Raw genomic sequence first — 26999 nt, 5'->3', positions numbered from 1 at the left:
ACCACGTGGTGGCGTGCCATTGGGCGTCACTCGTCCAGCGAAGGCGGCGGCTGCTCCGTGTCGCCGGGCAGGGCCTCGGGGCCGGAGGCGATGGCGCCGCCGATGGCGCCGATGGTGTGGGTGAGGCGGACGCCCGAGCCGTCACGGCGGCCGACCTCCTCCGGCAGCGGCACCGGCTTGCCCACCGCCGAGACCGCCTTGGCCGGGGCCGGCCCCGCCCAGGCCAGCAGCAACTCGTCCTCGCCCTTCAGGAACCGCTGGGCCCGCACCCCACCCGTGGCCCGCCCCTTGGCGGGGAACTCGGTGTAGTCGGACACCTTGCCGCCCCCGAACTGCGTGCCGGGCAGCGCCGTGGACGACCCGGCGACCGTCACCACCACGGCGGGCAGCTCGGGGTCGACCACGCCGAACCAGACCACCCGGGCCGTCCCGTCGAGCCGGATCCCGGCCATGCCGCCCGCCGGCCGCCCCTGCGGGCGTACCAGCGCGGCGGAGAAGCGCAGGAGCTGGGCGTCGGAGGAGATGAACACCAGGTCGTGAGCCTCCGACACCAGCTCCACGGCGCCCACCACGGTGTCGCCGTCTTTCAGGGTGATCACTTCGAAGTCGTCGCGGTTGGCCGGATAGTCGGGGACCACCCGTTTGACCACGCCCTGCGCCGTGCCCAGGGCCAGCCCGGGGCCGTCGGGATCGAGGGAGCCGAGGCCGATCACCTTCTCGTCGGGCTGCAGCGAGACGTATTCGGAGACCGGATGCCCGCCCGACAGTGACGGCGGGTTGGCCACGGGCGGCAGCGTCGGCAGGTCGACCACCTGGACGCGGATCAGCCGGCCCAGCGACGTCACGACGCCGACCTCGCCGCGCACGGTGGTGCGTACGACGCTTATCAGCACGTCGTGGGCCGAGCGATCACCCTCGCCGGGCAGCGGCGAGGCGTCGGAGGTGCGGGCCAGCAGGCCGGTCGAGGACAGCAGCGCCAGGCACGGGTCGTCGGCCACCTGCAGCGACACGACCGGCGTGCGGGTGACGCCGGGCGCCTCCAGCAGCACCGTGCGGCGCGGGGTGGCGTATTTCTTGGCCACCTCGGCCAGCTCGTTCGACACCACCTGGCGCAGCTTCGTCTCGGAGGAGAGGATCTCGGTGAGCTTGGCGATCTCGTCGCTCAGCGTCTCCTTCTCGCGGTCGAGCTCGAGCTTGTCGTAGCGGGTCAGGCGGCGCAGCGGCGTGTCGAGGATGTAGGCGGCCTGGATCTCGGTCAGGTCGAACACGTCCATCAGCCGTGTCCGCGCCTGTGCCGAGTCGTCGGAGGCGCGGATGACCTGGATGACCTCGTCGATGTTGAGCAGCGCGATGATCAGGCCGTCGACCAGGTGCAGGCGCTCCTCGCGCTTGCGGCGCCGGTATTCGGACCTGCGGCGCACGACCACGATGCGGTGGTCGACATAGACCTGCAGCAGCTCGCGCAGCCCGAGCGTGCGGGGCTCGCCGTCGACCAGGGCGACGTTGTTGATGCCGAACGTCTCCTCCATCGGCGTCAGCCGGTAGAGCTCCTCGAGGACGGCCTCGGGGATGAAACCGTTCTTGATCTCGATGACCAGCCGCAGGCCCTTGTGCCGGTCGGTGAGGTCTTTGAGGTCGGCGATGCCCTGGAGCTTCTTGCTGGTCACCAGCTCCTTGATCTTGGTGACCACGCGCTCGGGGCCCACGTTGTAGGGGAGCTCGGTGACGATGATGCCCTTGCGGCGCGGCGTGATCTGCTCGACCACGCACTTGGCGCGCATCCGGAACGTGCCACGCCCGCTCTCGTAGGCGTCGCGCACGCCCTGCAGGCCGATGATGGAGCCGCCGGTCGGCAGGTCGGGACCCGGCACGAACCTCATCAGCTCGTCGAGCGTCGCGTCCGGCTTCTTGATCAGGTGGCGGGCGGCGGCCACGACCTCGGTGAGGTTGTGCGGGGCCATGTTGGTGGCCATGCCGACCGCGATGCCGCTCGTGCCGTTGACCAGCAGGTTGGGGAACGCCGACGGCATGACCGTGGGCTCGGTCTCCTGGCCGTCGTAGTTGGGCTTGAAGTTGACGGTGTCTTCGTCGAGCGACTCGACCATGAGCATGGCCGCCGGGGCCAGCCTGGCCTCGGTGTAACGCATGGCGGCGGGCATGTCGTCGGGCGAGCCGAAGTTGCCGTGGCCGTCGACGAGCGGCAGGCGCATCGAGAACGGCTGCGCCAGGCGCACCAGGGCGTCGTAGATCGCCGTGTCGCCGTGGGGGTGGAGCTTGCCCATGACGTCGCCGACGACGCGCGAGGACTTGACGTGCCCTCGGTCCGGACGCAGCCCCATCTCGCTCATCGAGTAGAGAATGCGTCGCTGCACCGGCTTGAGACCGTCGCGCGCGTCTGGCAGGGCTCGCTGGTAGATCACCGAGTAGGCGTACTCGAGATAGCTGGCGCGCATCTCGGAGGAGACGTCGATGTCGACGATCCGCTCCTCGAAGTCCTCAGGCGGGGGTGCAGTCGTACGTCGGGCCATGTCGAACATTGTGCCGAAGGTATTCGGGTGCCCGCGACTCGTGGCCGCCAAGAGTCCGATATGAGACCCTTGACCAAGCAATTGCTTGGGTCATACTTTCGGTGCGAGGGCACCCATTTGTCTCCGGAGGGGTCATGATCGAGTTCCATCCCGTGACCAAGCACATCGGCGCCGAGGTCACCGGGGTCGATCTGCGCAAGCCGCTGTCCCCGGAAGAGGTCACGACCCTGCGCGCGGGCTGGCTCAAGCACCTCGTGCTGTTCTTCCGCGACCAGCACATCGACGACGAGCAGCACCTGCAGTTCGCCCTGAACTTCGGCTCCCTCAACCACCCGGCCTTCAAGAAGGACTCCACCAGCCCCATCCACGTGCTCGACCAGACCTCGCCCAAGGGCGAGGGCGGAGACGAGTGGCACAGCGACAACACCTTCGAGCCGACCCCGCCCATGGGCTCGCTGCTGCGCTGCGTGCAGCTTCCCAGCGTGGGAGGGGACACGTGCTGGGCGAACACGTACCTGGCGTACGAGACGCTGTCGCCGTCGATCCAGCGGCTGTGCGACGAACTGACGGCCGTGCACGACATCACGATGTCGATGCGCAAGGCGATCGCGAAGGGGCACCCGTTCGACCTGGCCGAGATCCAGGCGGCGTGGCCGCCGATCGAGCGCCCGGTGGTGCGCGTGCACGCCGAGACCGGCCGCAAGGCCCTGTTCGTCAACCGCGCCTCCACGACCCGCCTCGTCGGGCTGAGCGACCGGGAGAACGAGGCGCTGCTGCCGTTCCTGATCGACCACATCCGCTCGCCCGAGTTCCAGCTCCGGCTCAGGTGGCGTCCCGGCACGCTCGCCTTCTGGGACAACCGCCCCACCCAGCACTACGCGGTCGCCGACTACACCGAACGCCGCCGCATGCACCGCGTCACGATCAACGCCTTCCCCGAGCACACGGACCCGTCCTGACCGCTGCGCCGCCCGCGCCGCCTGGGCCGTCACCCGCCGTACGCGGCCGGCCGGCGCCATCGACCGGCACCCTCTACCGGCACGACGCCGGCTCACCCCCCGGCCCATCCGCGGCCGGCGTCGTGCCCAGGGCGGGCTTTCCCACCACGTGATCGGCCGGCGGCGCGCGCGTGACGGCGCCCGGCCCCGTGGCGGTCAGCGGGCGTGTTCCTGGAGGTCGCCAGCCCTGTGCGGCGGGTGGCGGCCGGCCCGGCGAAGCCGTGAAGAATGACGGTTTTCGAAAAGACGATGCGCGTATCGTCGGAGGAAGCTGGTAACAAGGGGGGCATGATTGACGCGCCCGATGTTGTGATGCTGCGGGAAGAGGCCGAGGAGCGCCTGCGCGCGCTCGCGGGAGAGCACGCCCGGCTTCGTGACGACCAGTGGGCCGCCATAGAGGCCCTCGTCGTCGACCGCCGCCGGGTGCTCGTCGTCCAGCGCACCGGCTGGGGCAAGTCGGCCGTCTACTTCGTGGCCACCGCGCTCCTGCGCGAGCTCGGCGAGGGCCCCACCGTCATCGTCTCGCCGCTGCTGGCCCTCATGCGCAACCAGATCGCCGCCGCCGAGCGCGCCGGCATCAAGGCCGTCACGATCAACTCCGCCAACCCCGAGGCGTGGGAGGAGATCTACGGCCAGGTCGCCGACGGCCAGGTCGACGTGCTGCTGGTCAGCCCCGAGCGGCTCAACAACCCCGACTTTCGCGACAACGTCCTGCCCGAGCTGGCCGAGAGCGCCGGGCTCGTGGTGGTCGACGAGGCCCACTGCATCTCCGACTGGGGCCACGACTTCAGGCCCGACTACCGCAGGCTGGCCACGCTGTTCGCCGAGCTGCCGCCCGGCATCCCCGTCCTGGCCACCACCGCCACCGCCAACGCCCGCGTCACCCGCGACGTGGCCGAGCAGCTCCGCCTGCCCGCGGAGCTGCGCCCCGACGGCGACGACACGCTCGTCCTGCGCGGGGCGCTCGAGCGCGACAGCCTCCACCTCAGCGTCGTGCGCCTGCCCTCCGCCGAGCAGCGCCTGGCCTGGCTGGCCCAGGCGCTGCGCGAGCTGCCCGGCTCCGGCATCGTCTACACCCTCACCGTGGCCGCCGCCCATGAGATCGCCGGCTACCTGCGCGAGCAGGGGCACGAGGTGGCCGCCTACTCCGGCCAGACCGAGCCCGCCGAGCGGCTCGCGGCCGAGGAGGCGCTGCTCAACAACAAGATCAAGGCGCTGATCGCGACGAGCGCGCTCGGCATGGGGTTCGACAAGCCGGATCTCGGGTTCGTCGTGCACGTGGGCGCCCCGCAGTCGCCGGTCGCCTACTACCAGCAGGTCGGCAGGGCCGGGCGCGGCGTCGAGCGGGCCGAGGTGATCCTGCTGCCCGGCACCGAAGACCGCGACATCTGGGCCTACTTCGCCTCGCTGGCGTTCCCGCCCGAGCCCGTCGTGCGCACCACCCTCCAGACGCTCGAGGAGCGCGGCCTCATGTCCACCCCGGCGCTCGAGACCGCCGTCGACCTGAGCCGCAGCCGCCTGGAGATGATGCTCAAGGTCCTCGACGTCGACGGCGCCGTCCGCCGCGTGAAGGGCGGCTGGGAGGCCACGGGCGAGGAGTGGGCGTACGACACCGAGCGCTACACCCGCATCGCCGCCGAGCGCAGGGCCGAGCAGGAGGCCATGCTCGCCTACCTGACGACGACCGAGTGCCGGGAGCGATACCTGCGCAGGCACCTCGACGACGACGCCGCCACGCCGTGCGGCCGCTGCGACAACTGCACCGGAAACCACCGCTCGCCGGAGATCGGCGCGCAGGCCGTCGAGACCGCCCGCGAGCGGCTGAGCCGGCCCGGTGTCGAGATCGAGGCCCGCAAGCAGTGGCCGACCGGCATGCCCGACCTGTCCGGCCGGATCAAGGCCGAGCTGGGCGCCGAGCCCGGCAGGGCGCTCGGCCGGCTGACCGACATCGGGTGGGGCAACCGGCTGCGGGAGCTGTTCGGCGGGGAGGACAGGCCGATGGCCGACGACATGTTCGCGGCCGTCATCAAGGTGCTGTCCGCGTGGGACTGGCGCGAGCGTCCCGTGGCCGTGGTCAGTGTGCCGTCCGCGTCGCGGCCGAAGCTGGTGCGCGGGTTCGCCGAGCGGCTGGCGCAGGTGGGTCGGCTGACCTATCTGGGGGAGCTGGGCTATCGGGCGGGCTCGCCCGGGCAGCAGTTCAACAGCGCCAAGCGGGTGCAGGCGATCAGGGGCACGCTGGCCATGCCCAAAGACCTCGGCACCGCGATCGCCCAGTGCGGCGGGCCCGTGCTGCTCGTGGACGACCGCGTCGACACCGGGTGGACGATGACGCTCGGGGTCGCCCTCATCCGCCACGCCGGCGCCCCGGCCGTGCTGCCGCTGGCGCTGGCGGTCACGAGCTAGCGGTCACGCTCATGGTCACCAGGTCGTAGTCCCCGTAGACCGGGCTGACGTGCAGGTCGGCCGCCTTGGCGCCGCGCAGCAGCAGGGAGCGGCGCCAGGTGAGCGGCACGAGCACGGCCTCGTCGGCCACCCGCCGCTCCACCTCCGCCCACAGCCCGGCCCTGACCTGCGCGTCGAGCTCCTTGGCCGCCCGGTCGAGGAGCTCGTCCACGGCGGGCAGCCGGACGCTCACGTTGATCGAGGATCCCTTCTCGCTGATCTGCCTGCTGTCCACCTGCAGCGGAAGGTACGACCAGGGGTCGGGCCAGTCGGAGATCCACGATCTCGCGACGAGCCCGATCTTCTGCTTCTTCAGGTATTCGGGGCTGCCGCCCTTCGAGCGGTAGAAGTCCGTGATCGGGGCCTGCTGGAGGGTGATCTCGATACCGACCTTGGCCAGGCCGGCCTTCACCGCCTGCGCGGCCTTTGTCTCGCCCGGCAGGTCGCGGTGGAGGTAGACGGCGGAGAAGCCGTCCGGCCGGCCGCACTTGGCGAGGGACTCGCGGGCGGCGGCCTGGTCGCCGCGCGGCCGCAGGTCGGGGTCCGCGTAGTGCTCGCCGGTCACCGTCGGCGGCACCAGTGACGTGGGCACCTGGTCCGGCAGAGCGCGGTCGGCCGCCTGCACGGATTCCAGGTCGAGCGCCCGGACCACCGCCCTGCGGCAGTCGATCTTGTCGAACGGCGCCACCTGCGGGTTGATCGAGAGGGTGCGGATCGTCGTGATGGGCGCGTCGGCCTGGGCCTTGCGCGCCGGGTCGCCGAGGATCCCCGCGATCTCCGCGTCGGGCAGGACCGAGCCCACCTCGGCCGCTCCGGCCTTGATCGCGGTGGCGGCCTCGGCGGTCTCCATGCCGTAGGAGAGCTCGAAGCGGTCGGGCAGGGCCGTGCGGTTGCGGTCGGTGGCCGGGTCCCAGTGGGGGTTGCGGCTCAGGCGGACGACCACCTCGCCGGCGCCCTGCTCGTCCGCGCTGTCCACCTGGTAGGGGCCAGAGGAGATCACGCTGAATCGGTATTTGTCCCGTTTGTCGCTCGCCTTCGGCACCGGGATCGTCTCGGGGAGCTGGGCGACGTGGTCGAACGTGGCGAACGGCTCGCGGAGATGGAAGACGATCGTGCGATCGTCGGGGGTCTCGATCGCGGAGCCGGTGCCGGCCTCCGGCGACTTGTAGGGGCCCTCGTAGCCGGAGGGCAGGTCGAGCAGGTTGTCGAAGAAGAGCGAGCCCTGGATGAGGCCGGAGTCCATGCTGCGGAGCACCGCGTGCTTCACGTCGGCCGAGGTGATCGGCGTGCCGTCCTGATATTTCACCCCCTGGCGGAGTCTGTACGTCCACGTCCTGCCACCGTCGCTCGGCTGCCCGAGCGCCTCGGCCAGGTCGGGCACGACCTGCGCGCCCGCCGCTCCGGGAACCGGCTTGAACATCGTCAGCGAGCGGCCGTAGAGGCGCGCCAGGTTCCAGGACTGGGCCATGAACATGTCGCCCGGGTCCGTGGAGTCGAGGCCCACGGCCGAGGCCAGGCGCACGGTGCCGCCCTTCTTGCCGGACGGGCGTACGACGGAGGTGAGCGCGCCTCCGTAACCGGCGGCGGCCGGGCCCGCGGTCGGCGACCCGGACGTGGAGGTGGTCGGCGTTCCCTGCCGGCCGAGCTGGACGACCCCCCAGGCCGCCACCCCGACGACGACCGCCGTCGCCGCCGCGCTCAGGGTCACCAGCAGGCCCTTCCCGGAGCGGCCCCCGGGCGCCGGCGACGTGCCCAGCGTCCCGCGCGCGGGTGGCGTGAAGTAGGGCGGCTGCCCGGCGCCGGCCGGCGCCGGGCCCGGCATCGAGGGCCGGGGCGCTCCGGGGGGAGCCGGGTCGTGGAGCGCCGGCATCGCGAAGGGTCCGGGCGCGCCCCCGGCCCACGGTCCACCCGGAGCCGCCGCTCCCGCCGACCCGGGAGGCGGCGGGGGAGGCGGCGCGTATCCCTGGCCCGGTGCGGCGGGTTGCGGGCCGGAGGGGCGGATCAGGTCGCGGAGGAGCCGGTCGGCGGCGGGGCGCTGGCGGTGGTCCTTGGACAGCGCCGCCCGGAGCAGGGGGACCAGCTCCTCCGGCACCCCGGCCAGGTCGGGCTCGGAGTTGAGGATGCGGTGCATCACCATCGGCAGCGCCCCGAACCCGAACGCCCCCCGCCCCGTGGCCGCGAACACCATCGTCCCCGCCCACGCGAACACGTCGCTCGCCGGCTCCGCGTCCCCCAGGAACTGCTCGGGCGCCATGAACGCCGGTGTCCCCACCACGCTCGACGTCATGCTCTGGCTCACGTCGAGCGCCCGCGCGATGCCGAAGTCGATCACCCGGGGCCCGTCCGGCCCCAGCAGCACGTTGCCCGGCTTGAAGTCGCGGTGGATCACCCCGGCCCGGTGGATGGCGGCCAGGGCGGTGGCGGTGGACACGGCCAGCCGGACGAGGGCCTGCCCGCGCATGGGCCCCTCGGTGGTCACGTGGCGCTGCAGGGACGGGCCCTCCACGTATTCGCCGACGATGTACGGCTGCCCGTCCGCCTGCGCCACGTCCAGCACCCGCGCCGTACAGAACTCCGCCACCCGCCGCGCCGCGTCGGCCTCGCGCAGGAAGCGCCGCACGGCCCGCTCGTCCTCGGTGAACCTGGCGTGCAGCAGCTTGACCGCGACCCGCTCACCGGACGGCGTCAGCCCCAGGTAGACGCTGCCCTGCCCGCCCTCTCCGAGGAACCCGGTGAGCTCGTAGGAGCCGATGGAGGACGGATCGCCGGAACGTAAGGGGCGCACGCCAGACATCGGACTCCTCATCTAGGCGCTGTCCGGGATCTTTCACCCTAGCGCCGTCAAGGCGACCTAGAACGGCGGGCGCGCGCCCAGATGCATGATGGCCTTGGCCGCCAGCCGGCAGCCCGAGGACAGCGCCTCGGCCGGAGGCTTGCCCTCCAGCCACGCGGGCAGGAAGCCGGCGGAGAAGGCGTCGCCCGCGCCCGTGCCATCGACGATCTTGTCGACCGGCTCGGCGGCCACGCGCACGGGATCGGGGCGGCCGTTGCTGTACCACAGCGCGCCGTCGTTGTTCATCTTGATCACGACCTGCGGGAACCACGCGGTCAGCACCTTGGCGGCGGCCTCCGCGTCGTCGCGGCCGGTCAGCACCTTGGCCTGGTCGGTGTTCGCGAACAGCAGCTTGACGCCGTTGGTCCACTCGAGGAACGGCTCGGCGCCCATGCGCTCCAGGGGAGCGGACGAGGCGCAGTCGATCGAGATCGACATCCCGCCACGGCGGGCCATGTCGAGCGCCGCCAGACCGGCGTCGCGCGAGCCCTCGTTGATCAGGGTGTAGCCCGACAGGTGCAGGTGCGTGCCCTGCGTGAACAGATCGCGCGGCAGGTCCTCCGGCGAGAGCGCCGCGTTGGCGCCCGGGTCGGAGAGCATGGTGCGCTCGCCCTTGTGCGTGACCAGCACCACGCAGGTGCCGGTCGGCCGCTCGGGATCCATCACGAGCCGGGCGTCGACGCCGTAGCCCATCAACTCCATGTCACGGTTGCGCCCCGTGATGTCGGCGCCCCTGCGGCCGATGAAGGCCACCTCGGCACCCTCGACGGCCAGCCACGAGGCGATGTTCGCCCCTGAGCCGCCGCCGTGCATGGTCACGATCGCCGGGGTGTCGCTCGCCCTGGCGAGCGCATAACGGGCGCGCGCGACCGCGTCGGTCATGAGATCGCCCACCACGACGACCCGCGTCATGATGTCACCACCTTGCTGCCTTCAGAACGAGCCTGGCCACGGCAAAACTAACAGCTTCCGGGCTGCCCGTGGGGCGGACCCATGACACCGGGCGTCAGTCGATGCACAAGCGTTGCCCAACAGGCCCCCCGGTCTTGGCATTTGGGATGCGGGTTTACGCTCGAGGCTGTGGAGGCACAATATCCGGCCCACTGGGAAGCCGATGTCGTCCTGGCCGACGGCGGCACCGCGCACGTCCGGCCGATCAGGCCCGCCGACGCGGACCGCCTCCGTTCCTTCTACTCCCGCCTGTCCGACGAGTCGATCTATTTCCGGTTCTTCGGGCCCCGGCCGCGGCTGTCCGACCGGGAGGTCGCGCGGTTCACGAACGTCGACTACGTCAACCGGGTCGCGCTGATCGCCACCATCGGCGACGAGATGGTGGCCGTGATCCGCTACGACCGCACCGCGCCCGGCGAGGGCGAGGTGGCCTTCCTCGTCGAGGACGCCCACCAGGGCAGGGGAGTGGCCTCCGTTCTTCTGGAGCACCTGGCGGCCACGGCCCGCGAGAACGGCATCGAGCGCTTCGTCGCCGACGTGCTGCCCGCCAACATGCGCATGATGGGGCTGCTGCGCCAGGCCGGCTACACGGCCCAGAGCCAGTTCGCCGACGGCGTCGTACGCATGACGCTCGACCTCACCCCCACCGACACCTCCGCCGAGGTGACGGCCGCGCGCGAGCACCGGGCCGAGTCCAGGTCGATCGCCAGGCTGCTCAGCCCCGGCTCGGTCGCCGTCGTCGGCGCCTCGCGCGAGCCCGGCGGCGTGGGCCAGACCGTGCTGCGCAACCTGCTGGCCGCCGACTTCACCGGGCCCGTCTATCCCGTGCACAGAGAGGTGCGCGCGGTGGCGGGCGTGCGGGCCTACCCGAGTGTGGGGGAGATCGACGGCGCGGTCGATCTGGCCGTGGTCGCCGTACCGGCCTCAGGGGTGCTCGACGTGGTCAAGGAGTGCGCCGAGAAGGGCGTGCACGGGCTGATCGTGGTCTCCTCGGGGTTCGGCGAGACGGGCGCGGAGGGCAGGGCCAGGCAGGACGAACTGGCCCGCATCGCCCGCTCCTACGGCCTGCGCGTCGTGGGCCCCAACTGCCTGGGCATCGCCAACACCGACCCCGCCGTCAAACTCAACGCCACGCTCGCCGCCACCGTCCCCGGGCGGGGGAAGGTGGGGTTCTTCAGCCAGTCGGGCGCGCTCGGCACCGCGCTGCTGCAGCGGGTGGCGCAGCGGGGCATGGGCATCTCGTCGTTCGTCTCGGCCGGTAACAGGGCCGACGTGTCGGGCAACGACCTGCTGCAGTACTGGGAGGAGGACGACTCGACCGAGGTGATCCTGCTCTACCTCGAGTCGCTGGGCAATCCGCGCAAGTTCACCCGGCTGGCCAGGCGCATCGCCCGGCGCAAGCCGATCGTGGTGGTCAAGAGCGGAGGCACCCCGGCGGGGCACTCGGCGGAGGAGCTCGGGCTGCCCGACTCGGCGATCAGCTCGCTGTTCGCGCAGGCGGGGCTGATCCGGGTCGACGACCTCATCCAGCTCTTCGACGTGGGGCAGTTGCTGGCCTACCAGCCGCTGCCGGCTGGGCCCAGGGTCGCGCTCGTGACCAACTCCGACGCGCTCGGCCTGCTCGCCGCCGACGCCTGCCTCGCCGCCGGTCTCGACCCCCGTCCCCCCGTCAACCTCGGGCCCGCCGCCGGGGCCAGCGAGTTCGGCACGTCCCTCGCCGGCGAACTGGGCTCCCCCGACGTGGACGCGGCCGTCGTGATCTACATGCCGCCCATTCCCGGCAAGACGGATGAGGTGGCCGCCGAGCTGCTGCGGGTCTCGAAGGACTCGGGCAAGCCGGTGCTGACGACGTTCCACGGGCATCTGGGCATGCATCCGGCCCTCCGCGTCGAAACCCCGTCGCCGGGCTCGGGGCCGACGCCGTCGCGCGGCTCCATCCCGTCGTACGCGGCGCCGGAGGAGGCGGTACGCGCCCTCGCCCACGTGGTCCGCTACGCGACCTGGCGCGCCCATCCCGCGGTCCCGCCGCCGGACGTGAACGACATCGACACCCTCCGCGCCCGCACCCTCGTCCAATCCACCCTCTCCACCCCAGAGCCCACCGCCTCCACTCCACCTCCGGCCTCCGCTCAGCCTCCGGAGGCCGCAGCGGCCTCCCCTCCGCCTGCGGCTTCTCCTGCGGCCTCCACACCGACTGCGGACTCCGTTCCGGACTCCGCTCCGGACTCCGCCGGGGCGGATCCCGCGAGTGGTCCGGTGGGCACGTCGGCGGGGACGGTGGGCGGGGCCGAGGGGGGCGGGTTCGCGCAGGCCGGGCCGCGGGTGGAGGTCGACGCGGCCGAGCTGCTGTCCTGTTACGGCCTGACCGTCTGGCCCGCCGAGGTCGTGCGGTCGCCCGGCGAGGCGGTGGCCGCGGCCGAGCGCCTCGGGTGGCCCGTGGTGCTCAAGGTGGCCGATCCCGGGGCCTCGCGCCGTGCCGGGACCGTACGCCTGGGGCTGACGGGCCCCGAGATGGTGCGCCACGCGTACGCCGAATTCGCCGAGCAGCTCGGCGAGGAGGTGGAGCTGGCGGTGCAGCGGATGGCGCCGCAGCCGGCCGTGCCCACGGTCGTGAGCGTCATCGAGGACGCCGCGTTCGGTCCCGTCGTCTCGTTCGGGCTCGGCGAGGTGACCGCCCGGCTCCTGCTCGACCAGGGCTTCCGCCTGGCCCCGCTGACCGGTGAGGACGCCTCGGAGCTCGTACGCTCGGTCCGCGCCGCCCCGCTGCTCTTCGGCGAGTACGGCTACCCGCCCGTGGCCGTGGACGCCCTGGAAGACCTGCTCGTACGCGTCGGCCGCCTGGCCCACGACCTGCCCGAGATGGCCCGGCTCGACCTCGACCAGGTGCTCGTGGGCGAGTCCGACGTGACGATCCTCGGCGCCCGCGCCACCCTGCGCACCCCGGCGGGGCCACGGCTGGACGGTGGGCCGCGCAGGCTCTCGTGATCCGCCCTCAGCGAAGGAAGAGGACGGAGTGTCCTATGGTGCCCGGACAAAGACGTTATAGAGCGTTATATCCGGCGGGTGAGTGCACTGCCCGGTCCTGGCAGGATGGAGCCATGAGGGAAACCCGAGTCTCAGCCGCGGGCCTGCGTGAAGCGATCGAGCGCAGCGGCTACTACCCCGACCTCGTCACCGATGCGGTCGAATCCGCGCTGGGCAAGGAGGCCGTGACCGCGTTCGTGGTCCATCACGAGGCCACCTTCGATCCCGCGATGGAGGTGCGCAGACACGTCACCGTCCTGGTGCTGTCGGCGACACGGCTGCTCGTCTGCCACACCGACGAGCACCCGGCCGTGGAGGGCGTCTCGGCGTCCCACGCCTCCACCACCACCGAGGCCGTGCGCCTGAGCCGCGTCCAGTCGGTCGCCGTCACCCGCGTCGTGCCCGACCCCGCCTCCTACGTCCCCGGCGTCCCTCCCACGGAGGTGACGCTCACGATCGGCTGGGGCGCGATCTCCCACGTCGACCTCGAGCCGGCCACGTGCGGTGACGAAAACTGCGAGGCCGACCACGGCTACACGGGCGCGATCACCGCCGACGACCTGTCGCTCAGGGTCAGCGAGGCGGCCGACGGCCCGGAGGCCGTCACCCACGTCCTCGCCTTCGCCAAGTCCCTTTCCGAGGCCACCGCCCGCGCCGCCTCCTGACCTTTCCCCCACATCCCCTGCGACGAAGGATCGACCTCCCCGGCGGTCCGCGTCTTCGCGGTGCGCCTCACGTGACGGCGACCGCACGCACGGAGCGCCTGGGCGGGCGTGCCTGGCTGAGAGGCACGCGGGCACCACGGCCGAGAGCCAGGTGGCGGGGAACGGCATGGGAAAGACGGCCGGCCACAGAGGCCGCGGAGTCTCACCGGCTCACGGGAACCCGTCCTCGCCGGTCTGCTCCCGGAGCCACGCGAGCCACTCGGGGACACCGTCGCCACGGGTCGCCGACGTGGTGACGACCGGGGCGGCCGGGTTCACCTGGCGCAGCCGGGCCCGGAACTCCTCGCACGAGAAGCCCACGTACGGCAGCAGGTCGATCTTGTTGAGCAGCACCAGGTCGGCGGTGCGGAACATGTGCGGATACTTCACTGGTTTGTCCGCCCCCTCCGTCACCGACGTGATCACCACCCGCCGCGCCTCGCCCAGGTCGAACAGCGCGGGGCACACCAGGTTCCCCACGTTCTCGACGAACACCACGGACCCCGGGGTCAGGCGCAGCCGGTCGAGGGCGCCGCTCAGCATGGCGGCGTCGAGGTGGCAGCCGGAGCCGGTGTTCACCTGGACGGCCTGACAGCCGGTCGCCCGGATGCGGTCGGCGTCGAACGCGGTCTCCTGGTCGCCCTCGATCACCGCGACGGGGAGCCGGTCGCCCAGGTCGCGGATGGTCCGCTCCAGCAGCGTGGTCTTGCCCGACCCCGGCGAGCTCATCAGGTTGAGCGCCAGGACGCCGCGGCCGGCCAGCCAGGCCCGGTTCCGCTCGGCCAGGGCGTCGTTGCGCGCCAGCACCCGCTGCTCGATGGTCAGGGTGCGGCCATGGGCGGCGACGGCCTGCCCGGGGTGGGGCGCCTGGCCGTGGGCGGCGGCCTGCCCGGGGGTGGCGGGTTGCCCGCCGGCCAGGGCGTGATCGTGGGGGGCGGCGCAGCCGCAGGTTCCGCACATGAGAGGGTCACCTCCACCGAAGTGATCAGCATTTGCCGCCCCGACAGGACGGCCACGTCGGCCCCGCCGCAACCCGGGCAGAGCACGATCGGATCGTCGCAGCCGAACTCCACGGCGCACCCGCGGCAGCGGCACCGCCCGCCCGGCTCGGTTATCTCCAGCTCCGCCCCGTGCACAGGAGTCCCCTCGGCGACCAGGTCGAAGCAGAACATGATCGAATCCACCACGACCCCGGACAGCTTGCCGATCTCCAGCCGCACACAGGTGACCCGGGCGTCGCCCGCGCGCTCGGCGACGGTGTCCACCACGGCCTGGGCCAGCGCCAGCTCGTGCATCAGCAGATCCTCGGCAGCGGGTCGCCCACCAGCAGGTCGCAGATCCTGGTGCCGCCGAAGACGGTGTTGAGCAGCACCAGCCCCGGCGGGTCCGCCTTGACCCGGCCGATCACGGCGGCCTGCGCGCCGAGCGGGTGCCCGCGCAGGGCCGACAGCGCGGCCTCCGCCTCGGCGCCGTCCACGAACACCACGATCCGGCCCTCGCACGCCACGTACAGCGGGTCGATGCCCAGCAGCTCGGACGCCCCGCGCACCTCGGTACGGACCGGGATCGCCGCCTCGTCCACGACCACGGCCACCTCGGCCGCCCTGGCCACCTCGTTGAGGATGGTGGCCACCCCGCCCCGCGTGGCGTCGCGCATCGCCCGCACGCCGGGCGCGGCGGCCAGCAGGCCGGCGACCAGCCCGTGCACGGGCGCGGTGTCGGAGGTCAGGTCGGCCTCGAGGTCCAGCTCACCGCGGGCGAGCATGACGGTGATCCCGTGCTCCCCGATCGGCCCGGAGACGATGACCGCGTCGCCCGGCCGGACGGTCGCGGCGCCGAGCCGTACCGACGGATCGAGCACACCGACCCCGGCGGTGTTGATGTAACACCCGTCCGCCTTGCCCCGCTCGACCACCTTCGTGTCGCCGGTGACCACGGACACCCCGGCGGCCCGCGCGGCGGCGGTCATCGAGTCCGTGATCCGGATCAGGTCGGCCACCGGGAAGCCCTCCTCCAGGATGAAGCCGGCGGTCAGGTAGAGCGGCCGGGCGCCGCAGACGGCCAGGTCGTTCACCGTGCCGTTGACCGCCAGGTCACCGATGTCCCCGCCGGGGAAGAACAGCGGCGACACCACGAACGAGTCGGTGGTCAGCGCCAGCCGCTCCCGCCCCACGGAGAGCACGGCGGCGTCCTCCAGCGGCTCCAGCAGCGGGTTGCGGAACGCCTCCAGGAACACCGCCTCCGTCAGCGTCCGCGACGCCTTGCCCCCGGACCCGTGGGCGAGCGTGATCCGCTCCTCCTTGACCTTCGGCCGGCGCCTGCGCGCCCGGTCGATGCGGTCCAGCACCAGCTCTTCCCGGTTCATGTGACGCTCGCCTCCCGCACGCGCGAGCGGGTGAAGCGGCCGAAGTTGTAGTACGCCGCGCAGGCGCCCTCCGGCGAGACCATGCAGGTTCCGATCGGCGTCTCGGGCGTGCAGGCGGTGCCGAACACCTTGCACTCCCAGGGTTTGAGCACCCCCTTGAGCACCTCACCGCACTGGCACGCCTTGGGGTCGGCCACCCGTACGCCGGGCACCTCGAACAGCAGCTCGGCGTCGTACGCCGCGTACTTCGACCGGACCTGGAGCGCCGAATGCGAGATGAACCCGAGCCCGCGCCACTCGAAGTACGGCCGCAGCTCCATCACCTCGCCGATCGCCCGGAGCGCGACGGGGTTGCCGTCCCACGGGACCACCCGGGCGTACTGGTTCTCCACCTCCGACCGGCCGTCCCTGAGCTGGAGCATGAGCATGTAGATCGACTGCAGGATGTCCAGCGGCTCGAACCCGGCGACCACGAGCGGCTTGCCGTACCGCTCCGCGATGAACCGGTACGGCCGGCAGCCGATCACCGTCGAGACGTGTCCCGGCCCGATGAAGCCGTCGAGCCGCAGGTCGGGGGAGTCCAGGATGGCCTTGATCGCGGGGATGATCGTGATGTGGTTGCAGAAGATCGAGAAGTTCTCGACGCCGTCCTTGGCCGCGCGCAGCACGGTCATCGCCGTGGAGGGGGCGGTCGTCTCGAACCCGATGGCCATGAAGACGACGTGCCTGTCCGGGTTCTGCCTGGCGATCTTCAGTGAGTCCAGCGGCGAGTAGACCATGCGGATGCTGGTGCCCTCGGCGTTGGAGTCGAAGAAGTTCCCGTCGCTGCCCGGCACGCGCATCATGTCGCCGAAGGAGGTCATCAGCACGCGGGGGTCGCGGGCGATGTGGATCGCGTCGTCGATGCGTCCCATCGGGATCACGCACACCGGGCAGCCGGGGCCGTGGATCAGCGTGATGCTCTCCGGCAGGTAGTCCTCCAGCCCGTGCTTGTAGATCGTGTGCGTGTGCCCGCCGCAGACCTCCATGAACTTGTACGCGCGGCCGGGCTCGCACAGTGCGGCGATCTTCGCGGACAACGCCCTGGCCTTGTCCTTGTCGCGGAACTCGTCCACGTACCGCATGCGACACCTCCTAAATGATCCGCGACTCGCGCAGCGCCGCGATCTCGTCGTCGTAGGCCTTGCCGATGCTCTCCAGGAACTCCATCGCCGCCCGAGCCTCGGCCTCGTCGATCTTGGCCAGCGCGAAGCCGACGTGGATGAGCACCCAGTCGCCCGGCTCCACCCGCTCCTCCGACAGCAGGCCGATGTTGATGGCCCGCTTCACGCCGCTCACGTCGACCCGGGCCAGGTCGGGCCGGTCGGTCAGGATCTCGATCACCTCGCCGGGGATGCCCAGGCACATGTCAGTTCCCTTCGATCAGGTCGACGACCGCTTCCACGGCGGCGCCGACGGCGCGCTCGACGGCGGGGCTGAGGCCCATCCGGTGTTCGAGCGAGGCGGGCTCACAGCCCACGAGCAGCACCCGGCCCGGCAGCGCGCCTAGCCGCTCCACCAGGGTGAACACGGCCTCGGGCGGCATCCCGTGGGCGTCGAGCGCGCCGCCGCCCTTCGGCTCGAACGCGCCGCCGCCCTCCAGCTCGATCACCGAGACCGTGCCGGGCGGGTCCCCGAGGCTGACGGCGTCCACCATGATCATCATGTCGTACGCCCCCGCGGCCGTGTCGTACGCCAGGTGCAGGCCGCGGATGCCGTAGTCGGCGACCCGGACGCGACCGGGCAGGCCCATGACCGACAGGCGGCGGGCCACCTCCACGCCGAAGCCGTCGTCGCCGAGGAACACGTTCCCGACGCCGGCGACCAGCACCCGGCCGGTCACAGCGGTTCCACCTCGTCCGGCGCGAAGTAGCGGAACCGCTGGAAGGGGTCGTCGGGGCCGAGGGCGACGGCGAGGTGCACGTTGCCGTCCACGTCGTGGAGCACGGCCCGGACGAGCGCCTCGCGCCCGGCCAGGAACATGTCCTGCGCGTCCGCGCGACGGCCCGGGCGCAGCCGTACGCGCGAGCCCGCGGCCACCGGGACCCCGCCCACCAGCACACGGTCCGTCTCCGGCGACACCGACGCGTCGGCCCCGGGATCCCACCACGGGGTGGCGGGGCGGCCGGTGACGGTTGCCCCGGCGGAGTCCCCGGCCGGGCGCATGCCGCGGATCGCGCCGTGCAGCCGCTCCAGCAGCTCCGGCGGCAGATGGTCCACCCGGTCGATCAGCTCGGCCGCCCGCGGATCGGTGGAGCGCGCCTGCCGCTTCTCCTCCTCGGTCAGCGCCATCGTGCGCAACGTCAGGATCTCGTCGATCTCGGTGCCGTCGAACAGCTCGCCCGCGCTCTCGGCGGCCACGGCCGGATGGTCGTACAGGATGATCGGCGCGCACAGCACTGTGCCGGTGCTGCCCGGCTCACCGGCCAGCACCGGCCACAGCCCGTCGGCACGGCACTCCCTCGCCGCCACCGCGGCCCACTCCGGCGGATCCAGCAGGGAAAGGAAACCGCCGGGGGAGACCGACAGCAGCACGTGCGCGCCGATCAGGGCATGTTCGAGCGCCTCGTCCCGGGTACGAGGCGCCGCCGCGCAGGTGTTCGCCACGTCCAGCCGCAGGACCAGCCCGCCGTACGGCCCGGCCAGCGGCTCGGCCCGTAACGACAGCTCTCCTCGCAACGGCCGATGCGTACGCACCAGCCTGCCGCCGGGAATCTCCTCGGCCTCCTCGCCACCGTCCACCTCGAACGGGACCCGGCTCCCCGCGCCCAGCAGATCGGCCAGCCGCGGCGCCGCGTCCACCTCCCGCTCCACGGCCTCCTCGAACGCGGTGTACTCGACGCCGCCCGCGACCATCGACGGCACGACCGCGCCCGCCCCGTCCACGACCACCCGCGAGCGCAGGTGCAGAAACCGCAGCCGTACGTGCACGATCGCCGAGACGGGCGCGTCCACCAGCAGCTCGGTGCCCAGCCGGGCCGGCTCCCGCCCGTAGGAGGCGGGCATGACGACGCCCCACTGCCAGCGCACCCGGTTCTTGGCCGCCGACGCGCGGTAGGGGTACAGCAGGTACCCCTCGTACAGGACCGCGTCCGCGATCGCCCGCGCCCGCTCCATCCCGCCGCTCATTTGCGGCCGCCCAGGGTGAGCTCCCACAGGACGTGGTAGAGCGTGGTCTGCGCCTCCTGGATCCGGTGCACCGACGGCGACGGCACGGTGAACAGGAAGTCGAGCGTGTCCAGCTCGGCCATCCTGCCGCCGCCGCCACCCGCGAAGCCCACCGTCAGCAGCCCGCGCCTGGCCGCCTCGTCGAACGCGCGCAGCAGGTTGAGCGAGTCGCCGCTGGTGGACAGCCCCACCGCGATGTCGCCCACCCGGCCGAACGCGGCGACCTGCCGGGAGAACACGACGTCGAAGCCGACGTCGTTGCTCAGCGCGGTGACCGCGGCGATGTCGTTGGTCAGGCACAGCGCCCCGCGGCCCGAGGACAGGAAGAGCGAGGCCAGATCCTGGGCGTCGCTGGAGCTGCCGCCGTTGCCGAACGCGAGCAGGCGCCCGCCGGCGGCGAAGCGGACGGCCATCGCGCCGGCGCACTCCAGCAGCCGCCGCTCCTCGGTCTCCAGCACCCGCTCCCGCAGCCGCGCGATCTCGGCCACCTTGGCCCGGGTGGACTGGTGCACCTGCTCGAGGACGGCGGCGGAGTCGTCGCCGCCGGAGTACAGGAAGGGATAGAGCGAGTCGAGCGACATCACGGCTCACCCCGCACCACGGCGATCGCCTCGCCGGCGTGCACCAGGATCGTGTCGCCGGCCTCGGCCGCCACCAGGGCGACGCTCACCTCCTCCAGCCCGCCGCCGGTCTCGACCAGGGCGAGATCGTCGTCGAGCAGCCGCGCCACGACGACCGGCACCGCCAGGTCCGAGCAGGTGACGCAGACAGCGTCATGGCACTCGCTCATCGCGGCACCCCCGGACGCTCCAGGAAGACGTGCACGAGCTCCCACAACACGTGATAGATCGTCACGTGCACCTCCTTGACGACGCGCGGGTCCGCCGAGGCGACCGCCAGCACGTGCTCGGCGCTCACGCTCACGCGGGCGCCGGTCAGGGCGACCCGCAGCAGCCCCATCTCCCTGGCCTGGTCGAGGCCGCGCTGGACGTTCTCGCAGCCGCCGCCCGAGCACAGCCCGAGCGCGATGTCGTCCGGTTCGGCGAGGTGGCGGATCTGGTGGGCGAAGGCGCCGCCGAGGCCGACACCGGTGAGCGTGGCGACGTCGGCGGTCAGCGCGATCGCCGGCAGCGCGCGCTTGCCGACGATCACGGGGTGCACGAACTCGACCGCCACGTGGTGGGCGTCCGTGCTCGACAGGCCGTTGCCGAAGGCGAGCAGCTTGCCGCCGTGCTGGAAGCGTTCGGCCATCGCCCGGCAGGCCAGGGCCAGATCGAGGGCGTGCTCGGCCAGGTCGGCCAGCGGTGCGGCGCGCAGCTTCGCCAGCTCGGTGACGCCGGCTCGCGATACGGGTGACATCGGTGTCACCTTCCATTTCTCAGCGCGGGCGGGCCTCGCTCGACATCGAGGAGTCGGGCTGCCACGCCGAAGGGTCGAGAGTGAGTCCCAGGAGGTAGGTGACCGTGCAGTCGAGGGCGTCCGCGAGCTCGGGCAGCATCCCGAGGTCCAGGCCCTGGCAGTGCTCCATGGCGCTCAGCGTGCGGTTGGTGACCGGGCGGCCGCGCTGGCGCAGGCGCTCGGCGAGCTCGTGCTGCGTGAGCCCCAGCGCGAGCCGCCGCCCACGCAGCCGCTGGGCGCACAGCCACTGGCGATCACGTGCGGATTCAAGCCGGTGAGCACTCATACGGACACCTCTGTCCGTGGAAAGTCACAAGTGTCTGTCCGGCCGGGAGGGCCGTCAATCGCCCGGGACGAAAAGGTGTCCGCGGGGTCAGTGGGAGAGGTCGAGTACGGCCTCCACCTCGACGGGGTCGGCGACCTTGAGCGCGCCGAAGAACGCCGAGTACGGCTTGATGCCGTAGGCCGATTGCACGACGGTGCCGGTCGCGCGGTAGCGCTCCCCGTCCAGCCGGGTGACCTGGAGGCGGAGCGGGCGGGTGCGGCCCAGCAGGGTCAGATCGCCGATCAGGGCACTCTCCGTCGCGTCGTGAGCGGCGGTGTAGCGGGCCTCGGGGCGGCGGTCCGCGTCGAGCAGGCGGCGCGCGTTCTGGACGATCTCCCGCTTGTCGCGCTCGGTCAGCGGCATCGCGCCGCCGGTGCCCTCGACGACGCGCAGCGAGCCCAGGTCGGCGGTGACGCTCACGGCGCCGGTGCCCGGATCGACCTCTCCCGACCAGCGCGTCACCTCAAGGGTGAGATCGTGGCCCACCGTGGCGGCCAGCCCCTGCCTGGACGTGCGCAGGAGCAGCCTGCCGTGCTCGGGACCGACCGTCATCGCCATACGGGCACCGTATGGCCGGCCCCGTACGCGGACAAGCTCATCGCAGCGGCTGGTCGCCGAAGCGCTCCTTGATGCGGCGCAGGTCACGCAGCCGCGGCTCGGTCTCCCCGCCGAGCCAGCGGTTCACGGTCTTGACCGACACGCCGAGCTGCCGGGCCGCGGCCTCCTGGGTGAGGCCCTTCCTGCGCAGGACGTCGGCCATCCACTCGGCGAACGTGCGCGGTGCGGACGACGGCAGCTCGGGGGCGCTGGGCAGCCCCGAATCCGAGTGCAGCACGTCCACCTCGACCTGCCCGGGAAAAATCCGGATGGAGATCTGAATGACCCCCGCGGGCCCCGCCGCGTCGAGCAGCGCGCGAAACACCCGCTGGGTCAGCGCGCGATTGTCGGCATCGCCCAAAGACGCGTCCACGAGCCCACTCCGGACGAATTCCCGGATTTCCGGAATCGAGGACGGGCGGGCCGGAAATATCTTCGACAGCACGACGACGGGAAGCACCTCGACGGGGTTTTCCATCGACCCTTCTGGAGGCTCGGCCACCTGATCAGGGTACCGCCGGACCATAAATGCCGTCCTGGGACACTTCTGTCTTGCCGTGTCCACCCGACGGATTTACCGTGCATTCACCACTCGAATTCGGCGAGGAGGTCACCGATGACGGAAACCGATACCGATCCGGTGATCCATATTCTCTGGATGAACGGCGGGCTCGGCTGTGACGGAGATTCCGTGGCGCTCACCGCGGCCACTCAGCCGAGTATCGAGGAAATCGTCCTCGGCGCCCTTCCCGGCCTGCCCCAGGTGGCGGTCCACTGGCCGCTGATCGATTTCGAATGCGGGCCCGAGCAGGGCGCGGACACGTTCATCGACTGGTGGCACAAGGCCGACAGGGGTGAGCTGGAGCCGTTCGTGCTCGTGGTGGAGGGCTCGATCCCCAACGAGGCGATCAAGCCGGAGGGCTACTGGTGCGGGTTCGGCAACAACCCGGAGACCGGGCAGCCGATGACCACCAGCGAATGGCTGGACCGGCTGGCGCCCAAGGCCCTGGCGATCCTGGCGGTGGGCACCTGCGCCACGTACGGCGGCATCCACGCCATGGCCGGGAACCCGACGGGCGCCATGGGCGTGCCCGACTACCTCGGCTGGGACTGGCGCTCCAAGGCCGGCATCCCGATCGTGTGCGTGCCCGGCTGCCCGATCCACCCCGACAACCTGTCGGAGACGATCCTGTACCTGCTCTACCAGGCCGCCGGCCAGGCGCCGATGATCCCGCTGGACGAGGCGCTGCGCCCGCGCTGGCTGTTCGGCGCCACCGTCCACGAGGGCTGCGACCGCGCCGGCTACTACGAGCAGGGCGAGTTCGCCAACGAGTACGGCTCGCCCAAGTGCCTGGTCAAGCTGGGCTGCTGGGGGCCGGTGGTCAAGTGCAACGTGCCCAAGCGCGGCTGGATCAACGGCGTCGGCGGCTGCCCGAACGTGGGCGGCATCTGCATCGCCTGCACCATGCCCGGCTTCCCGGACAAGTTCATGCCCTTCATGGACGAGCCACCGGGCGCCCGGGTGTCGAGGGCGGCGAGCACCATGTACGGCACGGTCATCCGCGCCCTGCGCGGCGTCACCATGAAGACCGTGGACACCGAGCCCAAGTGGCGCCGGAAGGGCGATGAGCTCCTGTCCGGTTACGACAAGACGTGGTGAGCCATGACCACCGACCTCGTCGAGATGGCCTGGGACCCGATCACCAGGATCGTCGGCAGCCTCGGCATCTACACCAAGATCGACTTTGCCGCCAAGCGGGTCGTCGAGTGCCACAGCACCTCCTCGATCTTCCGCGGCTACAGCATCTTCATGAAGGGCAAGGACCCGCGCGACGCCCACTTCATCACCAGCCGCATCTGCGGCATCTGCGGCGACAACCACGCCACCTGCTCGGTGTACGCCCAGAACATGGCCTACGGCGTGCGCCCGCCGCACCTCGGTGAGTGGATCATCAACCTGGGCGAGGCCGCCGAGTACATGTTCGACCACAACATCTTCCAGGAGAACCTGGTCGGGGTGGACTACTGCGAGCGCATGGTCGCCGAGACCAACCCCGGCGTGCTCGAACAGGCCAACAGGACCGAGGCCCCGCACGCGGGCCTGCACGGCTACCGCACCATCGGCGACATCATGCGCTCGCTCAACCCCCTGGAGGGCGAGTTCTACCGCGAAGCGCTCCAGGTCAGCCGCTACACGCGCGAGATGTTCTGCCTGATGGAGGGCAGGCACGTGCACCCCTCCACGCTCTACCCCGGCGGCGTCGGCACCGTGGCCACGGTGCAGCTCTTCACCGACTACCTGACCCGCCTCATGCGGTACGTGGAGTTCATGAAGAAGGTCGTCCCCATGCACGACGACCTGTTCGACTTCTTCTACGAGGCGCTGCCCGGCTACGAGCGGGTCGGCCAGAGACGCGTCCTGCTGGGCTGCTGGGGCAGCCTCAACGACCCCGAGTTCTGCGACTTCACCTACGAGCACATGGCGGACTGGGGCCGCAAGATGTACGTCACCCCGGGCATCGTCGTCGACGGCGAACTGGTCACCACCAGCCTGGTCGACATCAACCTCGGCATCCGGATCCTCCTCGGCAGCTCCTTCTACGAGGACTGGGAGGACCAGCCGATGTTCGTCACCCGCGACCCGCTGGGCAACCCGGTCGACCGCAGGCACCCGTGGAACCAGCACACCATCCCGAGACCGGCCAAGCGCGACTTCGACGGCAAATACTCCTGGACCATGTCGCCCCGCTGGTTCGACGGCCAGGACCACCTGCCGCTCGACACGGGCGGCGGCCCCATCGCCCGCCTCTGGACGACCGCGCTGGCGGGCCTGGTCGAGACGGACTACATCAAGGCGACCGGCCACAGCGTGCGGATCACGCTGCCGCGCTCGGCGACCAAGCCGGAGAGGACGTTCGAGTGGCGGATCCCGCGGTGGAGCAACGCGATCGAGCGCAACCGGGCCCGCACGTACTTCCAGGCGTACGCGGCCGCGCTCGCCCTGACCTTCTGCCAGAAGGCCCTGACCGAGATCCGCGGCGGCCACACCAGGACCTGGGAGCCGTTCACGGTGCCCGAGGAGGCGGCGAGCTGCGGCTTCACCGAGGCGGTGCGCGGCGTGCTGTCGCACCACATGGTCATCAAGGGCGGGAAGATCGCCAACTACCACCCGTACCCGCCGACCCCGTGGAACGGCAGCGTACGCGACCACTACGGCACCCCCGGCCCCTACGAGGACGCCGTCCAGAACACCCCGATCTACGAGGAGAACCCGCCCGACCGCTTCAAGGGCATCGACATCATGCGCGCGGTCCGCAGCTTCGACCCCTGCCTGCCGTGCGGCGTGCACATGTCACTGGGCGCCGGCAAGGTGCTCCGCAAGGTGCACACCCCCCACGCCTTCAACGCCGAAACCTGATGACCGCCAACCCCCGCGACGTCGGCGACCGCATCGAACGCCTCCTGACCGGCCTGCGCGCGGGCCGCGACAGGGAGGCCGCGGAAGAGCTGGTCGGCCTGCTCGTCGGCATGTACGGCGAGGCCCTGGCCCGCGTCGTGACCCTGCTGCGCGAGCGGGCTCCCGCGCTGATCGGCGGGCTCACCGAGGACGACCTGCTGGAGAGCCTGCTCCTGCTGCACGACCTGCACCCGCTGGACACCGGCGCACGGATCCAGCGGGCGCTGGACCGCGTGCGGCCCTACCTGGGCTCGCACGCGGGCGGAGTCGAGTATCTCGGCGTGGACGAGCGCGGCGTCGTACGGCTGCGGCTGCGGGGCAGTTGCGACGGCTGCCCCTCCTCCGCGCTCACCGTCCAGGCGGCCATCGAGGGGGCCGTCATGGACGCCGCGCCGGAGGTCAACGGGATCGAGGTCGACGGCGTCACCGAGGCGCCGCTGCTGCAGATCGGCCCGCGCCCGCCCGCGGACTGGATCGCGCTGCCCGATCCGGGACCGCCGGCCGGCCGGCCCGTGCGGGTCACGGTCGGCGGCACCCCCATCCTGGTCTGCTCGGTGCGCGGCACGCTCTACGCCTACCGGGACGCCTGCACGGCCTGCGCACGCCCGCTGGCCGGCGGCGGGCTCGACGGGACCGTGCTGAGCTGTCCCGCCTGCGGGGCCCGCTACGACGTCCAGCACGCCGGCCGCGCCCTGGAGGATCCGGCCCGCCACCTCGACCCGGTGCCGCTGCTGTCGGACGGCGCCGGCGTGCGCGTGGCCGTGCCGCGAGAGGCGGTGTCATGACCGCGGGAGGGGGGCTGCGGCGGTTCGTCGGCCCCCGAACCGCCCGACCGCCGCAGCACACCGGCTCGCCGTCACCCCAGGCCGACCGGTCACCGCGGCCCGCCGGCTCGCCGTCACCCCAGGCGGCCCCTTCGGGTCGGCCCGGCGGCGAGACGTGCGACCTGTGCGCGAGCCCGGCGCCCGAACCGCACGGCCACATCGTCGACCTGGAGAACCGCTCGCTGATGTGCGCCTGCCGCCCCTGCTTCCTGCTGTTCGACCGCGACGGCGGCCGGTTCCGCGCCGTCCCCGACCGCTACCTGCGGGGCCAGGCCCTGACGGCCGGTGAGTGGCGGCGGCTCGGGATCCCGGTCGGCTCGGCCTTCTTCCTGCGCGGCGCGTCCGGGGTGGCCGCCTTCTACCCCAGCCCGGGGGGAGCCACGCAGTGCCTGCTCGACCTGGACGCCTGGGCCGAGCTGGCCACGGCCCACCCGCTGCTGGCGGACGTGGCACCGGATGTCGAGGCGATCCTCGTACGCGACCTGGAGTGCTTCCTCGTCCCCATCGACGCCTGTTACCGGCTCGTGGGCACGATCCGGGCGTACTGGAAGGGCTTCGACGGCGGGCAGGAGGCCCGGGAGCGCGTGGACGCGTTCTTCGCCGACCTCCGCGCCCGGGCGGTGTGACGTGGACCTGCACTTCGAATGCGCCGGCGCCCGCCCCGACCGCTACGCCGTCACCCCCGCCATGACGCTGGAGCTGCGCGTCACCGAGGGCTCCGGCGAGCGGATCGAGGCGATCGCCCTGCGCTGCCAGATCCGCATCGAGCCGCACCGGCGGCGCTACTCGGCGGCCGAGGCCGAACGCCTGCACGACCTGTTCGGCGACCCCGGCCGCTGGGCCGACACCCTCAAGCCGCTGCAGCTCGCCATGCTCTCCACGATGGTGCCCGGGTTCACCGGCGGCACGAGCGTCGAGCTGCCGCTGCCCGTCACCTACGACCTGGAGGTCGCCTCCGCCCGCTACTTCAGCGGCCTGGACGACGGCGTGATCCCGCTTCTGCTGCTGTTCAGCGGCACGGTGTTCGGCACCCACGACGGCCGCGTACAGGTGCGGCCGGTGCCCTGGAGCGAGGAGGCCGCCTACCCCCTGCCCGTACGAGTCTGGCGGGAGACGGTGGACCTGCACTTCCCCGGCAGCGCCTGGGTCCGCGTGAGCCGCGAGACCCTCGACGCCCTGCAGCGCTTCAAGTCCCGCAACGCGGAGCCCACCTGGGACGGCGCCATCGCCGCCCTGCTCGAACGAGAGGAGAAGGGGCCATGCTGATGCGCCTGGCGACGACCCTGCTGGCGGTCGCGGTGGTGATCGTGATCATCGACTCACTGCCGGACATCGAACGCTACCTG

The 26999-nt window shown here is 71.9% G+C and carries 25 protein-coding genes; 9 read left to right on the top strand and 16 right to left on the bottom strand.

Features of this window, described 5'->3' with window-relative positions; genetic code table 11:
• Nucleotides 1-26 precede the first annotated feature (26 nt).
• A complete protein-coding gene (locus tag AB0I15_RS28825) occupies nt 27-2537 on the bottom strand; it encodes a DNA topoisomerase IV subunit A (RefSeq protein WP_358101946.1) in 2511 nt (836 codons plus the stop codon).
• Between the two features lie 125 nt (nt 2538-2662).
• Here AB0I15_RS28825 and AB0I15_RS28820 point away from each other — a divergent pair, with 125 nt between their 5' ends.
• Entirely contained in the window at nt 2663-3487 is an 825-nt protein-coding gene (locus tag AB0I15_RS28820) for a TauD/TfdA family dioxygenase (protein ID WP_358101944.1), read from the top strand.
• Between the two features lie 327 nt (nt 3488-3814).
• Complete coding sequence (locus tag AB0I15_RS28815; protein WP_358101942.1) at nt 3815-5929, top strand: RecQ family ATP-dependent DNA helicase; 2115 nt, start codon at nt 3815-3817, stop codon at nt 5927-5929.
• Here the strand turns inward: AB0I15_RS28815 and AB0I15_RS28810 are convergent.
• Both AB0I15_RS28810 and AB0I15_RS28805 read right to left on the bottom strand, forming a co-directional pair.
• Nucleotides 5919-8753 carry an ABC transporter substrate-binding protein gene (locus AB0I15_RS28810; RefSeq protein WP_358101940.1) on the bottom strand — a complete coding sequence of 945 codons (2835 nt, stop codon included), beginning with the start codon at nt 8751-8753 and terminating at the stop codon, nt 5919-5921. The genes AB0I15_RS28815 and AB0I15_RS28810 overlap by 11 nt on opposite strands.
• Before the next feature lie 66 nt (nt 8754-8819).
• Nucleotides 8820-9713, bottom strand: a complete 894-nt coding sequence (locus AB0I15_RS28805) for a sugar kinase (protein ID WP_358101938.1) — start codon at nt 9711-9713, stop codon at nt 8820-8822.
• A gap of 168 nt (nt 9714-9881) precedes the next feature.
• On the opposite strand from AB0I15_RS28805, the gene AB0I15_RS28800 reads away from it, so the two are divergent.
• Nucleotides 9882-12737 (top strand): GNAT family N-acetyltransferase, encoded by a 2856-nt coding sequence (locus AB0I15_RS28800; protein ID WP_358101936.1) that lies wholly within the window; start codon nt 9882-9884, stop codon nt 12735-12737.
• 113 nt (nt 12738-12850) lie between these two features.
• The gene (locus AB0I15_RS28795) at nt 12851-13441 is read left to right on the top strand and encodes a DUF5998 family protein (RefSeq protein WP_358101934.1); all 591 of its coding nucleotides are present in this window, start codon (nt 12851-12853) and stop codon (nt 13439-13441) included.
• A gap of 210 nt (nt 13442-13651) precedes the next feature.
• Here AB0I15_RS28795 and hypB read toward each other — a convergent pair whose 3' ends face one another.
• The 13 genes from hypB to AB0I15_RS28730 all read right to left on the bottom strand — a co-directional run bounded on the left by hypB (nt 13652) and on the right by AB0I15_RS28730 (nt 21850).
• Complete coding sequence (gene hypB / locus AB0I15_RS28790) at nt 13652-14398, bottom strand: hydrogenase nickel incorporation protein HypB (RefSeq protein ID WP_358102120.1); 747 nt, start codon at nt 14396-14398, stop codon at nt 13652-13654.
• Nucleotides 14302-14775, bottom strand: coding sequence for a hydrogenase maturation nickel metallochaperone HypA (locus tag AB0I15_RS28785; protein WP_358101932.1), 474 nt, complete (start codon nt 14773-14775; stop codon nt 14302-14304). Before AB0I15_RS28785 ends, hypB begins: the two co-directional genes overlap by 97 nt.
• Nucleotides 14775-15845 (bottom strand): hydrogenase expression/formation protein HypE, encoded by a 1071-nt coding sequence (gene hypE, locus AB0I15_RS28780; RefSeq protein ID WP_358101930.1) that lies wholly within the window; start codon nt 15843-15845, stop codon nt 14775-14777. The genes AB0I15_RS28785 and hypE overlap by 1 nt, the downstream gene beginning before the upstream one ends.
• Nucleotides 15842-16969: a hydrogenase formation protein HypD gene (gene hypD, locus AB0I15_RS28775; protein WP_358101928.1), complete on the bottom strand. Its 1128-nt coding sequence runs from the start codon at nt 16967-16969 to the stop codon at nt 15842-15844. The genes hypE and hypD overlap by 4 nt, the downstream gene beginning before the upstream one ends.
• A gap of 10 nt (nt 16970-16979) precedes the next feature.
• Nucleotides 16980-17252: a HypC/HybG/HupF family hydrogenase formation chaperone gene (locus AB0I15_RS28770; RefSeq protein ID WP_358101926.1), complete on the bottom strand. Its 273-nt coding sequence runs from the start codon at nt 17250-17252 to the stop codon at nt 16980-16982.
• Nucleotide 17253: 1 nt separating this feature from the next.
• Nucleotides 17254-17727 (bottom strand): hydrogenase maturation protease, encoded by a 474-nt coding sequence (locus tag AB0I15_RS28765; protein ID WP_358101924.1) that lies wholly within the window; start codon nt 17725-17727, stop codon nt 17254-17256.
• Entirely contained in the window at nt 17724-19013 is a 1290-nt protein-coding gene (locus AB0I15_RS28760; RefSeq protein ID WP_358101922.1) for a hypothetical protein, read from the bottom strand. Before AB0I15_RS28760 ends, AB0I15_RS28765 begins: the two co-directional genes overlap by 4 nt.
• Nucleotides 19010-19633 carry an SIS domain-containing protein gene (locus AB0I15_RS28755; RefSeq protein ID WP_358101920.1) on the bottom strand — a complete coding sequence of 208 codons (624 nt, stop codon included), beginning with the start codon at nt 19631-19633 and terminating at the stop codon, nt 19010-19012. The genes AB0I15_RS28760 and AB0I15_RS28755 overlap by 4 nt, the downstream gene beginning before the upstream one ends.
• Complete coding sequence (locus tag AB0I15_RS28750; protein WP_358101918.1) at nt 19633-19842, bottom strand: HypC/HybG/HupF family hydrogenase formation chaperone; 210 nt, start codon at nt 19840-19842, stop codon at nt 19633-19635. Before AB0I15_RS28750 ends, AB0I15_RS28755 begins: the two co-directional genes overlap by 1 nt.
• Entirely contained in the window at nt 19839-20411 is a 573-nt protein-coding gene (locus tag AB0I15_RS28745) for an SIS domain-containing protein (protein WP_358101916.1), read from the bottom strand. The genes AB0I15_RS28750 and AB0I15_RS28745 overlap by 4 nt, the downstream gene beginning before the upstream one ends.
• Nucleotides 20412-20430: 19 nt before the next feature.
• On the bottom strand, nt 20431-20736 hold the full coding sequence (locus tag AB0I15_RS28740; RefSeq protein ID WP_358101914.1) for a helix-turn-helix transcriptional regulator: 306 nt from the start codon (nt 20734-20736) through the stop codon (nt 20431-20433).
• An 87-nt stretch (nt 20737-20823) separates the two neighbouring features.
• Nucleotides 20824-21333, bottom strand: coding sequence for a YceI family protein (locus AB0I15_RS28735; protein WP_358101912.1), 510 nt, complete (start codon nt 21331-21333; stop codon nt 20824-20826).
• 37 nt (nt 21334-21370) lie between these two features.
• Nucleotides 21371-21850, bottom strand: a complete 480-nt coding sequence (locus AB0I15_RS28730) for a helix-turn-helix transcriptional regulator (RefSeq protein ID WP_358101909.1) — start codon at nt 21848-21850, stop codon at nt 21371-21373.
• Between the two features lie 138 nt (nt 21851-21988).
• Here AB0I15_RS28730 and AB0I15_RS28725 point away from each other — a divergent pair, with 138 nt between their 5' ends.
• From AB0I15_RS28725 to AB0I15_RS28705, 5 genes are read left to right on the top strand one after another with little or no spacing between them, the layout of a single operon-like run.
• Nucleotides 21989-23032: a hydrogenase expression protein HypE gene (locus AB0I15_RS28725; protein WP_358101906.1), complete on the top strand. Its 1044-nt coding sequence runs from the start codon at nt 21989-21991 to the stop codon at nt 23030-23032.
• A gap of 3 nt (nt 23033-23035) precedes the next feature.
• Complete coding sequence (locus AB0I15_RS28720) at nt 23036-24790, top strand: nickel-dependent hydrogenase large subunit (RefSeq protein WP_358101904.1); 1755 nt, start codon at nt 23036-23038, stop codon at nt 24788-24790.
• On the top strand, nt 24790-25614 hold the full coding sequence (locus AB0I15_RS28715; RefSeq protein ID WP_358101902.1) for a NifU family protein: 825 nt from the start codon (nt 24790-24792) through the stop codon (nt 25612-25614). Before AB0I15_RS28720 ends, AB0I15_RS28715 begins: the two co-directional genes overlap by 1 nt.
• Nucleotides 25611-26279, top strand: a complete 669-nt coding sequence (locus AB0I15_RS28710; protein WP_358101900.1) for a DUF5947 family protein — start codon at nt 25611-25613, stop codon at nt 26277-26279. Before AB0I15_RS28715 ends, AB0I15_RS28710 begins: the two co-directional genes overlap by 4 nt.
• A gap of 1 nt (nt 26280) precedes the next feature.
• Nucleotides 26281-26919, top strand: coding sequence for a DUF6084 family protein (locus AB0I15_RS28705; RefSeq protein ID WP_358101898.1), 639 nt, complete (start codon nt 26281-26283; stop codon nt 26917-26919).
• The last annotated feature ends 80 nt before the right edge of the window (nt 26920-26999 follow it).

Source organism: Nonomuraea sp. NPDC050643, from assembly GCF_040654715.1.
Taxonomy (GTDB): Bacteria; Actinomycetota; Actinomycetes; order Streptosporangiales; family Streptosporangiaceae; genus Nonomuraea.
Note: the sequence above shows the minus strand (reverse complement) of the source record. Positions and strands in the feature narration are given on the sequence as shown.

What these genes read in the sequence shown, in the direction of transcription:
- AB0I15_RS28825 (WP_358101946.1), bottom strand. Translation starts at nt 2,537, where the DNA reads ATGTTCGACATGGCCCGACGTACGACTGCACCCCCGCCTGAGGACTTC.
- AB0I15_RS28820 (WP_358101944.1), top strand. Translation starts at nt 2,663, where the DNA reads ATGATCGAGTTCCATCCCGTGACCAAGCACATCGGCGCCGAGGTCACC.
- AB0I15_RS28815 (WP_358101942.1), top strand. Translation starts at nt 3,815, where the DNA reads ATGATTGACGCGCCCGATGTTGTGATGCTGCGGGAAGAGGCCGAGGAG.
- AB0I15_RS28805 (WP_358101938.1), bottom strand. Translation starts at nt 9,713, where the DNA reads ATGACGCGGGTCGTCGTGGTGGGCGATCTCATGACCGACGCGGTCGCG.
- AB0I15_RS28795 (WP_358101934.1), top strand. Translation starts at nt 12,851, where the DNA reads ATGAGGGAAACCCGAGTCTCAGCCGCGGGCCTGCGTGAAGCGATCGAG.
- AB0I15_RS28785 (WP_358101932.1), bottom strand. Translation starts at nt 14,775, where the DNA reads ATGCACGAGCTGGCGCTGGCCCAGGCCGTGGTGGACACCGTCGCCGAG.
- hypE (WP_358101930.1), bottom strand. Translation starts at nt 15,845, where the DNA reads ATGAACCGGGAAGAGCTGGTGCTGGACCGCATCGACCGGGCGCGCAGG.
- hypD (WP_358101928.1), bottom strand. Translation starts at nt 16,969, where the DNA reads ATGCGGTACGTGGACGAGTTCCGCGACAAGGACAAGGCCAGGGCGTTG.
- AB0I15_RS28770 (WP_358101926.1), bottom strand. Translation starts at nt 17,252, where the DNA reads ATGTGCCTGGGCATCCCCGGCGAGGTGATCGAGATCCTGACCGACCGG.
- AB0I15_RS28760 (WP_358101922.1), bottom strand. Translation starts at nt 19,013, where the DNA reads ATGAGCGGCGGGATGGAGCGGGCGCGGGCGATCGCGGACGCGGTCCTG.
- AB0I15_RS28755 (WP_358101920.1), bottom strand. Translation starts at nt 19,633, where the DNA reads ATGTCGCTCGACTCGCTCTATCCCTTCCTGTACTCCGGCGGCGACGAC.
- AB0I15_RS28750 (WP_358101918.1), bottom strand. Translation starts at nt 19,842, where the DNA reads ATGAGCGAGTGCCATGACGCTGTCTGCGTCACCTGCTCGGACCTGGCG.
- AB0I15_RS28745 (WP_358101916.1), bottom strand. Translation starts at nt 20,411, where the DNA reads ATGTCACCCGTATCGCGAGCCGGCGTCACCGAGCTGGCGAAGCTGCGC.
- AB0I15_RS28740 (WP_358101914.1), bottom strand. Translation starts at nt 20,736, where the DNA reads ATGAGTGCTCACCGGCTTGAATCCGCACGTGATCGCCAGTGGCTGTGC.
- AB0I15_RS28735 (WP_358101912.1), bottom strand. Translation starts at nt 21,333, where the DNA reads ATGGCGATGACGGTCGGTCCCGAGCACGGCAGGCTGCTCCTGCGCACG.
- AB0I15_RS28730 (WP_358101909.1), bottom strand. Translation starts at nt 21,850, where the DNA reads ATGGAAAACCCCGTCGAGGTGCTTCCCGTCGTCGTGCTGTCGAAGATA.
- AB0I15_RS28725 (WP_358101906.1), top strand. Translation starts at nt 21,989, where the DNA reads ATGACGGAAACCGATACCGATCCGGTGATCCATATTCTCTGGATGAAC.
- AB0I15_RS28720 (WP_358101904.1), top strand. Translation starts at nt 23,036, where the DNA reads ATGACCACCGACCTCGTCGAGATGGCCTGGGACCCGATCACCAGGATC.
- AB0I15_RS28715 (WP_358101902.1), top strand. Translation starts at nt 24,790, where the DNA reads ATGACCGCCAACCCCCGCGACGTCGGCGACCGCATCGAACGCCTCCTG.
- AB0I15_RS28710 (WP_358101900.1), top strand. Translation starts at nt 25,611, where the DNA reads ATGACCGCGGGAGGGGGGCTGCGGCGGTTCGTCGGCCCCCGAACCGCC.